12 protein-coding genes are annotated in these 12,388 nt (G+C 70.4%); 8 read left to right on the plus strand and 4 right to left on the minus strand.

What is annotated here, in order from left to right; genetic code table 11:
- On the minus strand, window positions 1–3,293 hold a 3,293-nt coding region (locus JMJ56_RS19055; protein ID WP_202833360.1), incomplete at its 3' end, for a putative Ig domain-containing protein.
- Window positions 3,294–4,260: 967 nt separating this feature from the next.
- Window positions 4,261–5,382, minus strand: coding sequence for a hypothetical protein (locus JMJ56_RS19060; protein WP_202833361.1), 1,122 nt, complete (start codon window positions 5,380–5,382; stop codon window positions 4,261–4,263).
- 99 nt (window positions 5,383–5,481) lie between these two features.
- Here JMJ56_RS19060 and JMJ56_RS19065 point away from each other — a divergent pair, with 99 nt between their 5' ends.
- From JMJ56_RS19065 to JMJ56_RS34925, 7 genes are all read left to right on the plus strand, one after another.
- Complete coding sequence (locus tag JMJ56_RS19065) at window positions 5,482–5,853, plus strand: DUF2946 family protein (protein ID WP_202833362.1); 372 nt, start codon at window positions 5,482–5,484, stop codon at window positions 5,851–5,853.
- 60 nt (window positions 5,854–5,913) lie between these two features.
- Window positions 5,914–6,522, plus strand: a complete 609-nt coding sequence (locus tag JMJ56_RS19070) for an SCO family protein (RefSeq protein WP_202833363.1) — start codon at window positions 5,914–5,916, stop codon at window positions 6,520–6,522.
- A gap of 26 nt (window positions 6,523–6,548) precedes the next feature.
- Complete coding sequence (locus tag JMJ56_RS19075) at window positions 6,549–7,031, plus strand: copper chaperone PCu(A)C (RefSeq protein WP_202833364.1); 483 nt, start codon at window positions 6,549–6,551, stop codon at window positions 7,029–7,031.
- 16 nt (window positions 7,032–7,047) lie between these two features.
- Window positions 7,048–7,560 carry a YcnI family copper-binding membrane protein gene (locus tag JMJ56_RS19080; RefSeq protein WP_202833365.1) on the plus strand — a complete coding sequence of 171 codons (513 nt, stop codon included), beginning with the start codon at window positions 7,048–7,050 and terminating at the stop codon, window positions 7,558–7,560.
- 26 nt (window positions 7,561–7,586) lie between these two features.
- Entirely contained in the window at window positions 7,587–8,030 is a 444-nt protein-coding gene (locus JMJ56_RS19085) for a copper resistance CopC family protein (protein WP_202833366.1), read from the plus strand.
- The gene (locus JMJ56_RS19090) at window positions 7,967–8,992 is read left to right on the plus strand and encodes a copper resistance D family protein (RefSeq protein WP_202833367.1); all 1,026 of its coding nucleotides are present in this window, start codon (window positions 7,967–7,969) and stop codon (window positions 8,990–8,992) included. Before JMJ56_RS19085 ends, JMJ56_RS19090 begins: the two co-directional genes overlap by 64 nt.
- A gap of 70 nt (window positions 8,993–9,062) precedes the next feature.
- Window positions 9,063–9,188 (plus strand): hypothetical protein, encoded by a 126-nt coding sequence (locus JMJ56_RS34925; protein WP_268885044.1) that lies wholly within the window; start codon window positions 9,063–9,065, stop codon window positions 9,186–9,188.
- Window positions 9,189–9,197: 9 nt separating this feature from the next.
- On the opposite strand, the gene JMJ56_RS19095 is transcribed toward JMJ56_RS34925, so the two are convergent.
- Complete coding sequence (locus JMJ56_RS19095) at window positions 9,198–9,737, minus strand: c-type cytochrome (RefSeq protein ID WP_202833368.1); 540 nt, start codon at window positions 9,735–9,737, stop codon at window positions 9,198–9,200.
- Window positions 9,738–9,855: 118 nt separating this feature from the next.
- Here JMJ56_RS19095 and JMJ56_RS19100 point away from each other — a divergent pair, with 118 nt between their 5' ends.
- Window positions 9,856–11,478 carry an ABC transporter substrate-binding protein gene (locus JMJ56_RS19100; RefSeq protein WP_202833369.1) on the plus strand — a complete coding sequence of 541 codons (1,623 nt, stop codon included), beginning with the start codon at window positions 9,856–9,858 and terminating at the stop codon, window positions 11,476–11,478.
- A 21-nt stretch (window positions 11,479–11,499) separates the two neighbouring features.
- Here the strand turns inward: JMJ56_RS19100 and JMJ56_RS19105 are convergent, their stop codons facing one another.
- Complete coding sequence (locus JMJ56_RS19105) at window positions 11,500–12,381, minus strand: beta-1,6-N-acetylglucosaminyltransferase (protein WP_202833370.1); 882 nt, start codon at window positions 12,379–12,381, stop codon at window positions 11,500–11,502.
- Between the last annotated feature and the right edge of the window lie 7 nt (window positions 12,382–12,388).

Consider the following 12,388-nt stretch of genomic DNA (forward strand, 5'->3'; position numbering starts at 1 on the left):
AGCGCGTCGCCGTCGGGGTCGGTGAAGGCGTTGGACGGCAGGGTGAAGGTCAGCGCCTCGCCCACCTGGCCGGTCTGATCGGCGATGGCGGCCGCCAGCACAGGCGCGGCGTTCTCCGGCTCCTCCGGCGCAGGCTTGGGGGTCAGCTCGACATAGTCGATGCGAGCGAACTCGAGGTTGTCCGAGGTGGCCCGCAACTCGAGGACGGAGTTGGCGCCGACCGTCACATTGGCGAAGGTCACCTCGCGCAGGTTGGCGATCTGGGTGCCGTTGCCGGGCGTCGCCTGGTCGAAGCGCCAGTCGCCGACCTTGACGCCGTCGACATAGAGCGAGGCGCCGATGTTGCTGTCGTTCTCGTCGAGATAGGCGATGCGGACGTCGTAGGTCCCGGCCGTCACCCCGACATCGGCGAGGTCGGTCGAGGTCGTGCCGCTCAGGCGCGAGGGCAGGCGGATCACCTGGCCGCCGGAGGTGCCGGCGACGGTCTCGGAGGTGAAGCCGGTGCGGCGCTCGAAGGCCTCCGCCTCGATCCGCACGACCCCGGCCGGCTCTTCCTCCTCGGGGCTGATGACCAGGTTGAAGGTGTCGGTGGCGGTCGCGCCGGCCGTGTCGGTGGCGGTGACGGTCAGCTCGTAGGTGCCGGCCGCGGTCGGGGTGCCGGAGAGGGTGCGGGTCGCGGCGTCGTAGGTGACGCCCTGCGGCAGGCCGGCGAAGGTGAAGGCCAGCGCGTCGCCGTCGGGGTCGGTGAAGGCGTTGGACGGCAGGGTGAAGGTCAGCGCCTCGCCCACCTGGCCGGTCTGGTCAGCGATGGCGGCCGCCAGGACCGGCGCGGCGTTCTCGTCGGCTTCGGTGGGCGCGATGACGAGGGTGAAGGTGTCGCTGGCGGTGGCGTCGCTGGTATCGGTTGCGGTGACGGTCAGGTCATAGTTGCCGGCGACGGTCGGTGTGCCGGTGAGGGCGCCGGTCGTGGCGTCGAAGGTGATGCCGTCGGGCAGGCCGGTGACGCTGAATGTCAGCACGTCGCTGTCGGCATCGGTGAAGGTGCCGGACGGCAGGGTGAAGTTCAGTGCCACGCCCACCTGGCCGGTCTGGTCGGCGATGGCGGCCGCCACGACGGGCGCGTCATTCTCGTCGGCTTCGGTAACCGTCAGCTGGAAGGTATCGCTCGCCTGGGCGCCGGCGGCGTCCCGGGCGGTGACCGTGATCGTCACCGGATTGCCGGCGGCATTGTCCGTCGGCGTACCGCTCAGCACGCCGTCCGCGTCGAGGGTCAGCCAGCTGGGCAGGCCAGTGGCGGTGAAGCTCAGGCTCTCGCCATCGGCATCGCTGAAGAGGGTGGCGAGGTCGAGGGTGAAAGGAGTGCCCTCCACCGCTTCCGCGTCGTCGATGCTGCCGCCTACCACAACCGGCGGCGCGTTCTCCGGCTCTTCCTCCTCGGGTTCGATGACCAGTTCGAAGGTGTCGGTGACGGTCGCGCCGGTCGGGTCGGTGGCGGTGACGGTCACTTCATAGTTGCCGGCGGTGGTCGGCGTGCCGGTGAAGCGGCCAGTCGCCGCGTCGAAATCAAGCCCGTCGGGCAAGGTGTCAACGCTCAGCGTCAGCATGTCGCTGTCGGCATCGGTGAAGGTGCCGGACGGCAGGGTGAAGTTCAGTGCCACGCCCACCTGGCCGGTCTGGTCGGCGATGGCGGCCGCCACGACGGGCGCGTCATTCTCGTCGGCTTCGGTAACCGTCAGCTGGAAGGTATCGCTCGCCTGGGCGCCGGCGGCGTCCCGGGCGGTGACCGTGATCGTCACCGGATTGCCGGCGGCATTGTCCGTCGGCGTACCGCTCAGCACGCCGTCCGCGTCGAGGGTCAGCCAGCTGGGCAGGCCAGTGGCGGTGAAGCTCAGGCTCTCGCCATCGGCATCGCTGAAGAGGGTGGCGAGGTCGAGGGTGAAAGGAGTGCCCTCCACCGCTTCCGCGTCGTCGATGCTGCCGCCTACCACAACCGGCGGCGCGTTCTCCGGCTCTTCCTCCGCAAGGGCGGCGATGGTGACGCTGTCGATATTGGGTCCGTTGGCGATGGTGTTGGCGAGGGAGATGGTGTTCCGGCCTGCGGCGAGCTGGACGGTGACTGTGGCGGTTCCCCAGGTGTCCCAGGCATTGGTGCTGGCGAACGGAACCGCCAGGCTTTGAGCCTGACCATTGACGGTGAGCGTCATGGGCCGTTCGGTCGTGCCGCCATTGGCATACCGGAAAGAAAGCGTATAGGTGCCGGCGGTGGGGATGTTGATAGCAAGGCCGGTGGCGTCGCCGGCACCGTCGCCCATGTCCATGTAACCGGTGCCGGTGAAGCCGTCCCAAAGGCCATCACCGTTCACGTCGCGGGCAGGTGCGGAGAGGCCGGTGCCCAGGGCCCCGACCTTCCGCGGCTGAGTAAGGGCTGCGCCGGTGCCGGTGTTGTCGCTGACGCTGAAATCTTCGGCCTGAATGGTGAGCTGGAAGGGCTCCCCGGTCGTGCCGCCGATGTTGAGGGAGGTCGTCGCCCTGGCCTCGTTGCCGGTGGTGTCGGTGACGATGAGGGTGGCGGTGCTGTTGCCGAAGGGGAGGGCGGAGCCGTTGAAGGTGAAGTTGCCCTGGGCGTTGGGGTAGACGGTGGTACGGGTGGTGCCGCCGTCGAAGCTGATCTCGGCCTTGAAGACGTCGTCGTCACGGCCGGCGACGTTGAAGGTGATGGAGGCGGCGGCGGCTTTCTCCAGCGGCGCGGCCGGCCCGGCGAAGGCGAGGTTGCCGTCGGCATCGGCGGTAGCGTCGGGCGCCGTTCCGGGCAGGACGATTTCGATGCTGTCGAGGTTGGGGCCCGCGGTGGCGCCGGGGGGAATTGCGAAGGAGAGGGTGTTGCTGCCGGCCTGGAGGGTCACGGTCTGGGTCAAGGTTCCCCAGACGCTGAAGCCCTGCTGCAGGACCGGGCCGTCACCCGGGCCGGTGTTGGGGAAGGTGACGTTGGTAGGAGCGCCGTTATTGACGGCGATGGCGAGGGCACGCGGGTTGCCGCTGAACGGCGAGGACGCGTAGCGGATGTTGACCGTGTACTGGCCCGCCGTCTCGACTTCGAAGGTGTAGGTGACGCGGTCGCCAGCATCGTTGCCGAAGTCGAGGTAGCCTGTGCCCGTATAGCCGGGACGGAGGCTGTTCGGTAGGCCAGGAGTGGTCTCCAGGTTGGCGGAATCCCGGACCCGCGTCCTGTCGGCATCAGGCGCTGCTACCAGCGTGATCGCACCCGTCTCAGCTTGGATCCTGATGCCCGCCATAAAATCCGTTCCTCGGTAAATGGATGTGCAGTTATCGCGCCCTGTTGATGGGGACGGTACCGCGCCGAAATAGTTTGCATACTAGCAATGCCGTGATTTCTTTGCGTTTAACGATCTTTACGCATATTGCACCAAATTTTGCCGAATCAGTTGCACCATAGAACTTAATATAAACTATTTGGTTCTTGTGGCGGCAAGGTGTGTAAAATTCATGTTGATATCGGTATGGTTGTGGAATCTTAATGTGATGCCACTCTCCCTGTTCTCCTGGCTTACGCCTGCAAACAGGTTAAGCCTTAGCACCACACAACTTTTTCCACTCATGCCCCGCCGTGGCTTTGCCGGAAGGTTAAAGAAGCGCCATTCCCGGCATGGCACTTCTGCATGCCTTGAGCAAGACCAAGTCGTTGTGGCTGTTGATGCCTCCAACCCTGCGTGACAAACCGAAGGCCATGGCATGTAATAGCCGTTCCGACCCAGGCGATGTACTGTGCCAATGGGCCTGTTCACTGTCATGGCGGCACCTTTGGACGGTGATCCGCTTTGGTTTGGTGTCGGGCATAGTGGTGGGGGACAGGGCGTCCGCCGCAATCGGCACAGGGACACAAGCTGCCATCCGTCGTCAGCCGGGTCCGTGGCGTTGACGTCACGGCCGACGAAGGCGCCGGCGGCCAGGGCTTAGGCTGCTACGGCATGATTGCCAGGAAGCGGCAGCAAGCGACGCCGCGCAACTTCGCGTTGTGCATCTGCCAAACGCTACGCCGGATCGTGACGGTGTTTGAATTATGGAAGCGGCCGGCTGCAACGACGGGAAGCGGCGGTAAGGCTCTCGGCGGGGTCGATGTATCGCTCAGCGATCGGATAGGGGCATCGAAGAGGATTGGTGAATCGCTGTCCCCCGTTCATCCTTCCGCCTCTCCGGCGCCTTCCGCTGCCGAGCCTTCTCCTGGTGTCTTGCCAGCCAGCTTCAGCGCTCGGGCGGATCGTCGGCTTCGGCAAGGAACTCGGCGATCTCGCTCCCGACCTCGGAGGGCGGCACGAGCTCGAGCGGGACGCATCCACCATGCGCGTGAAAGGCGGCGCTCCGCCAGCGCTGGAACAAGGCGGCGCGGCGCATCGCTTCCGCCTCCGGGTCGGATTCGTCCGGCAGGCCGCCGGCGGCGGCAATCTGCTCCCAGGTCGGGATGCTCCAGTCGAACTGCACCCCAAGCAGCAGGCCGAAGCCATGGCGGGCGAGGTCGTCCGTGTCGCCCGGTGGCAGGTCGGCGGGTTCGCGCCCTTCGGCGAGGTCGAGCAACATCCGGCGCATCCCTGCGGCTTCGAGTCCGGCCAGCGCCTGCGGCGAGCGCCAGCCCGGCAGGAAGCGGACTTCCTCGCTCTCGTTGAAGAAGCCAGAGGCGAGCAGGCTCTCCGCCAGGGCAGTCGCGCTGGGGGCATGGCCGGTGGGAAGGGCGACGGGCAAAGCGACGAGCGCGGCCCAGCCCGCGGGGCCGGCCGTGCCGCTCTCCGCCAGCGCCAGCAGGGCACCGCCGAATTCGGCCATGCCGTCCTCGCCCTGGCGTTCGCCGATCTTGCGGCCGGCAAGGTCGAGGATGTCGAGGCGGCCAGCCTCCAGGATCTCCTGCGTCAGGTCGCGGAACTGGTCGCCATCCTCGAAATAGGCAGCCAGCAGGCGGTCGGCGACCGGGCCAGGAGCGGGGCCGAAGGCAGGCGGCTCGATGTCGGTCTCCTCCTCGATCTCGAGGCCGAGCAGGCGCAGCGCCGCGGCGCCTCGGATCAGCCGCGCGCGGTCGATCCAGGCCCGGCGGTTCTCCGGCGTGTCGTCGCGGCCCTGCATCCAGCGGCGGAAGGCGGCACGGTCGGCCCGCTGGACGATGACCTCGACCCCTTCGAGATCGAGCTCCGCTGCCACGGCGCGGTTCGTCGCCCGGACCGTCTCGAGCTCGGCCTCGCCGGGCCGCATCAGGTCGAGGGTATCGGCATCGCGGTGATGGGTGAGGATGACGGCATCGAGCAGCGGCGCCACGTCGAGAGCGAGGGCGGTTGCCGCCTCGACCTCTTCCTCCTGCCGGTTGGTGAATCCTGGCATCCGCGCGCTCCTCAGCTGTGCGCGGCTTAACGCAGGCTGGCAGCGCTCGGATAGGCGCGATTGGCCGGTGCGGCAGGCGCATGCTAGGGGAGGCGCAGGATGATCCGGCTCGGGCCCTTCTTCACGCGCCTGCTCGCCCTGCTGCTCCTGGTGCAGTGGGGGCTCGTCTTCGAGTACGGGATGCAGCCGCTGGCCAGCATGGCCGGCGGGCACAGCGTCGTCATCTGCGGCGCGGAGGGGCTGACCACCGCCGTGCTGGACGATGAGGGGCGGCCGGTGCCGCAGCCGGCGGCCAAGCACGGGCTCTGCCCCGGCTGCTGCGGCCCCGTCGCGCTGGAGGCGCCGGCCCCGTCCGCCCTGGCGTTGCCGGTCGTCTGGCCGGCCGGGCAGGCGCCGCTCGGGGATGAGGGGCTTCCGGTCGCCCCGCCGCGTGCCCCGCCCCAGCAGCCGAGGGCCCCGCCCACCGCCTGACGCCGATCCGCCGCCGGGCCTTCGGGCCTGCCGATCCTCGCCGTCAGGACATCATCCATCATGCACCGAAACTTGTCCGCGCCGGGCCTTGCCCTGGCGCTGTTCCTCGCGCCTGCCGCCTATGCGCAGCCGACCGACCGACCGCCTGCCGCCGTGCCGGGCGAGACCGCCCTGCCGCAGGGCGTCGCCCTGGGCGGCGCCTTCTCGCTGACCGACCAGGCCGGGCGGGCGGCGACCGACCGTGACCTGCGCGGCCGATGGGCGCTGCTCTATTTCGGCTACACCTTCTGTCCCGATGTCTGCCCGACCGAGTTGCAGACCATGGCCGCGGCGCTGGATGCGCTCGGCCCGGAACTCGGCGAGCGGGTGCGGCCGGTCTTCGTCTCCATCGACCCGGAGCGCGACACGCCGGAACGGCTGGCCGACTATGTCGCGCTGTTCCACCCACGGCTCATCGGCCTGACCGGCAGCGCGGCGCATGTGGCGCAGGCGGCGCGGGCCTACCGGGTCTATTACGCCAGGGCCCGACCAGGGGATGGGGATGGCTACCTCATGGACCATTCCTCCTTCATCTACCTGCTCGACCCGGATGGCGCCGTGCGGGGCCTGTTCCGGCCCGGCACTACCGCCGAGGACCTCGCCGCGGCGCTGCGCCGGAGGCTCCCGTGACCCATCGCCGCTCCTGGAGGTTCGCCATGCCCGCTCCGGCCCTGCGCCGCCTTGCCCTCACCCTCGCCGCCACCGGCGGCCTCGCCCTTCCCCTCGCCGCGCAGGAGGCGGGCGGCATAGCCGTCGAGCAGCCCTGGGCGCGGGCCGCCGTGCAGGGCGGCGTCGGCGGCGCCTTCATGCGGATCGAGAATCGCGGCGCGGCGGCCGACCGGCTGGTCTCCGCCTCCAGCCCGGTGGCGCGGACGGTCGAGCTGCATGCCACGGTGCGGGACGGCGATGTCATGCGCATGCGCCCGGTACAGGCGATCGACCTGCCGGCGCATGGCGCGGTGCAGCTGCAGCCGGGCGGTCTGCACATGATGCTCATCGGCCTCAACCGGCCGCTGAGCCAGGGCGAGCGCGTGCCGGTGACGCTGACCTTCGAGCATGCGGGCAGCGTCGCCGTCGAACTCGCCGTCCAGGGCGCCGGGGCCGGCGGCATGGCGGGCCATTCCGCCATGCCGCGCTGAGCGAGGGGGAGCGATCATGGCCTTGCGTCATGGCCTCGCCGGCCTTGCCCTGCTGGCCGGCCTCGCCGCCCTGCCGGTGGCGGCCCACGTCACACTCGACCGCGCGGAGGCGCCGGCCGACAGCTATGTGCGCCTCGTCATACGCGTGCCGCATGGCTGCGCCGGGGCAGCGACCACCGGCATCCGCCTCGCCGTGCCGGAGGGGCTGACCTCGGTGCGGCCGGCGCCGAAGCCGGGCTGGACGCTCGCCATCCTGCCGGGCGAGCCCGCGCCGGGCCGCGGCGAGCATGGTGCGGCCGCCTCCACGGTGAAGGAGATCGCCTGGCGCGGCGGGCGGCTGCCGGACGACCAGTATGACGAGTTCCTGCTGATGGTCCGCACGCCGGACCGGGCGGGCCAGTCGCTCTGGTTCCCCTTCATCCAGGAATGCGAGGGGGGAGCCGTCACCCGCTGGATCGAGCGCGCCGAGCCAGGCCAGCCGGCGCCGCGCTGGCCGGCCTATGGGCTCCGGCTGACGCCGAAGCCGTGAGGCCGCCGGGCCGGGGCAGGTGGGGCGTGCGCCTGCTCGCCCTGCTGCTGGCGGCCTGGCTGGCATCGCCGGGGGCGGTCCGGGCCCATGCCGCCCTGGTGGCGACGATGCCCGAAGACGGGGCAAGCCTCGCCGAGGCGCCGTCCGAGGTGACGCTGCGCTTCGACGAGGTGGTGACGCCGCTCTCGCTGCGGATCGTCGGGCCCGATGGGGTGGCGCTCGCGCTGCCTGGCCTGCCCGGGCCGGGGGCGGTGCTGAGCGCGCGGCTGCCGCCGGGGCTCGGCCGGGGCGTCTATCTGCTCGACTGGCGAGTGGTATCGACGGATGGCCACCCTGTCGCCGGGGCGCTGGCCTTCGGGGTGGGGGCTACGGCGGCACCGGCCGCGACGCGCCGGCCGAGGATGGCTTGGCGCCGGCCTGGGCGGGGCTGCTGCAAGGGCTGCGGCTCATCTTCTATGCGGCGCTGGTAGCCGGGCCGGGCGCCGCGCTGTTCCGCCTGCTGGTCGCCGAGCCGCCGCGGCATGTCGTGCAGGGGATGGGTTGGGCCGGGCTTCTCGGCTTGGGGGCGGCCTTGCTCTCGGTCGGGGCGCAGGGCGGGCTGCTGGCGGAGGCGGGGTGGGATGGCCTGCTCGATCCGGCGGTCTGGCGGGCCGGGGTGGCGGCACCGCCGGCGGTGAGCCTGGGTGTCGCGGCGGCGGGATTCGGGCTGGTGGCAGCCGCGCCATGGAAGCGGCATCCGGCTGCGCGCTGGATGGGGGCAGGGGGTGCGCTACTCGTGGTGCTCGGCCTTCCCCTGACGGGCCATGCCGCGACGGCCGAGCCGCGCTGGCTGGCCGCGGCGGCGCTGGCCGTGCATGGGCTGGTGGTCGCCTTCTGGATCGGTGGCTTCTGGCCGCTCCGCGCTTTGCTGGCCGGGCAGGGGGCCGCCTGCGCTCCGGTGGTCGAGCGGTTCTCGCGGCTTGCCCTGCCCGGCGTGGCGGCGTTGCTGCTGGCGGGGGTGGTGCTCGGGGCGCTGCGCCTGGACTCACCGGGGGAGTTGGTCGGCAGCGGCTATGGGCGGCTGGTGCTGGCGAAGGCGTGCGGCTTCCTCCTGCTGCTGGCGCTGGCCGGGCTGAACCGGCAGCGGCTGAGCCCTGCCCTCACCGTGCGGGAGGATGCCGCGCGACGCCTCTCGCACAGCATCCTGGCGGAAATGGTGGTGGCCGCCGCGGTGCTCGCCCTCACCGCCGCGCTGGTCCGCACGCCGCTGCCCCATGCGGCGATGCCGATGCATCATGCGGCCGCGGAGGGCGTCGCCGTGGCGACGGAAGGGGGTGGCCTGGCCGCCTTGGTCGAGCTGCTGCCGGGCCGAGCCGGACCCAACCGGCTGGTGGTCATGCTCGGCCGCGCCTCGGGCGAGGCCTTGCCGCCATTCCCTGGAGGTTTGGGTTGAATTTGAGCGGGCGGAGGCGGGCATCGGGCCGTTCCGCCGCCGGCTGCGGCCCGAGGGTGCCGGGCGCTTCGTGCATGAAGGACCGGAATTCGCCCTGCCAGGGCGGTGGTCGGTGCGGGTGGAGGTGCTGGTCAGCGATTTCGAGCAGGTCGTGCTGCCGGTCGGCCTGGACCTGCCGCCGGACGCCAGGCGCTGAGTCCCGGTCCTATCGGGCGGGGCCGCGCGAGGCGCGCTGGGCCGGGTCGAGGCAATCCGGTGGGAAGGTCCAGTCGCCGCCCTGCTGGAAGAGCACGGCGAGAGCCTCTTCGCCGCCGGGGTTGAGGGCCGTCTGCGCCGCCCGCGTGCCCTCCGGCCAGCGGCTCTTGATGAAGGCGATGACGGCGCGGATGTCGTCCTCCGCCAGCCTTCCGGCGAAGGCGGGCATGGCGGAGCGGTAGCCGGGGCCCGCGACGCTGACCATGCTGTGGGCGATGAACTCGTAAAGCTGCGCGTCGGGATGCTGCCAAGCATGGCCGCTGCCATCGAGCGGCGGGGCCGGCACCTGGCCGGCGGCATCCGCCTGCCACCAGCGAGGCTGGCCTTCGAGCGCGCGGCCGTGGCAGCTGGCGCATTCTGCGGCGTAGAGGCGCTCGCCGCGCGCGAGCCCTGCACCAGGTTCCGCCGCCTCCGCCCTCAGGGCGAGCAGCGTCCCGGCCAGGATTGCGAGGCGAGGAAAGCAGGCGGTCGTCCGGCGGTGGTCGGGCATGGCGCCAGACTAGGGCGCGACCCTGCCGGCCGGAAGGGTCAGCCGGCCGCCCGTGTTCTGGTCACGAAATTGCATGCCGGTCCGCATCGGATCTCCGGGAGCAAGGATCATCATGGACATGCATCTCAGGCGCCGCGGCTTGCTGCGCGGTGCCGGCACGCTGCTCGCCGCCGGCGCGCTACCCTTCGACCTGGCCCAGGCGCAGGCGGCCGGTGGCACCCTCCGCGTCGGCATGACCGCGGCCGCGGTGCCGCTGACCAATGGCGTGCCGGACCAGGGCGCCGAGGGGCACCGCTTCATGGGCGTCACGATCTATGACCAGCTGGTGCATTGGGACCTCTCCAAGGCCGATGCGCCGGCGGTGCTGGTCCCGGGGCTTGCGACCGAGTGGAGGGTCGATCCGGCCAACCCGAAGCGCTGGACCTTCACCCTGCGCCAGGGGGTGAAATTCCACGACGGCAAGCCGCTGACCGCTCAGGATGTGGTCTTCTCCTTCGACCGGGTGCTGAAGACGGATGCGCCGCATTTCGACCAGCGCGCCGCCGCCTTCGGCCGCGTCCGCGTGCCGACGGTCGTCGCCTGGGAGGCGCTCGACGAGCAGACCATCGCCATCGAGACCCGCACGGTGGACAGCACGCTGCCCTATGGCGTGAGCTGGATCGGCATCGTCCAGCAGGGCGCCTGGGAAGCCGCGGGCCGCAACTGGGATGCCTATATGGCGAAGGCGGTCGGCACCGGTCCGTGGCGGCTGGAAAGCTTCAACATCCGCGAGCGCGCCGTCCTCACCCGCAATGCCGAGTATTGGGACGCGAAGCGGGTGCCGAAATGCGAGCGACTGGTGCTGCTGCCGCTGGCCGAGCCCAATACCCGCGTCGCCGCGCTGCGCTCCAACCAGGTGGACTGGATCGAGGCGCCGCCGGCCGATGCGGTGCCGAGCCTGCGGCAGGCAGGCTTCACCATCGTGACCAACCAATACCCGCACAACTGGACCTGGCAGCTGGCGACGGCCGAGGGCTCGCCCTGGCGCGACGTGCGGGTACGGCGCGCGGCCAACCTCGCCATCGACCGGGCGGCGATGAAGGACATGCTCGGCGGGCTGATGGATGAGGGCGCCGGCCTGCTCCCGCTCGGCGATCCGTGGAACAGCGTGCCGAAGTTCAAATGGGCCCATGACCTGCCGGCGGCGAAGCGGCTCATGGCGGAGGCAGGGTTCTCGCCGCGCAACCCGCTACGCACGAAGATCGGCATCTCCACCAGCGGCTCCGGCCAGATGCAGCCGATGGCGATGAACGAGGCCGTGCAGCAGATGCTGAAGGAAATCGGCATCGAGATCGAGTTCGAGGTGTTCGAGTGGAACACGCTGCTGACCATCTGGCGCGACGGCTGGAAGGCGCCGTCCAACCGCGGCATCACCGGGATCAACATCTCCTTCACCGCGATCGACCCGTTCACCGCGATGATCCGTTTCCTCCGCTCCGATCTGACGCCGCCGGCGGGCAACAATTGGGGCGGCTTCTCCAGCCCGGACTACGACGCGCTGATCGGCAGGATCCTCGCCGAATTCGACCCGGCGGCGCAGACCCGGCTGATGGCCGAGCTGCATGCGAAGATCGTGGACGACGCGCTCTTCCTCTTCGTCGCGCATGACCTGAACCCGCGGGCGATGAACCGGCGGGTGCAGGGCTTCGTACAGGCGCGGTCCTGGTTCCAGGACCTGACGCCGGTGCGGGTCGGCAGCTAAGGGCGTGGGGCGGCGCCTGGTTCAGCCGGGCGCCGCTCCCAGCTCGGCATCGATCGCCTCCAGCAGCGGCAGGCTGTCGGCGGCGAATTTGCGGGCAAGTGGCTGCCAGGCGGTGCGCAGCAGCGGCAGGTCCTCCGCCGTGCGGAACTCGTAGGGCCGCGGCTGGCGGTCCCATAGGGCGAGGATCGGACAGCCGAACGGCGAGGGCTGGCCGAGGAGGTTCAGCACCGCGGAGTTGAAGAAGCTCTCATCCGGATGGGCGGAGTAGCGGAACCAGTCGACGATCTCCGGCCGGTGCCGGTAGACATCGAGGCAGCGCAGCAGCGTCTCGCGCCGCAGCAGCCACCAATTCGCACCCTTGGCATAGCGCCAGGGGAAGCGCCCGGCCTGCTTCATGGAGAAGGCGCGGGCGAAGTCATCAAGCCTGCCAACCGTGGCGGCATCGAGGTGGCGGTCGGTATAGGACTCGCGCTGGCTCAGGTTGCCGATGGCGCAATCCGGCAGGTAGCAGCGCTCGATGCGGCTGAGGATGGGGTCGCCCGGGGGAACTTCTCCGCTGTCGATCCAGTCGGCATCGGCGGTCATCATCTCGATCAGGCGCGGCATCGGCTTGATCGGGTAGGTGTCGCCGGAGAGGTGCAGGAAATGCGTGTGTGCCGGCTGGGCGAGCGCCGTCTCGGCCAGGCGGCAGACCGCTTCGATCATCGAGAAGCCGGCCCACCAGACCTCGACCCGCTCCCGCAGCAGATGCGCCTCCGCCGGCAGGGCCTGCTGGAACGGGGCGAGGTCGGCCTTGGCATCCACATGGACGTGGCAGGCGATGCCGGCACCGAGCATCCGCCGGACCAGGCGCGCAGTCACGGCAGGTTTGGCATGGGCGAGGATCAGGCAGCAGAGCGTCATCGCCTGG

This window comes from Belnapia arida, assembly GCF_016773205.1.
GTDB lineage: Bacteria > Pseudomonadota > Alphaproteobacteria > Acetobacterales > Acetobacteraceae > Belnapia > Belnapia arida.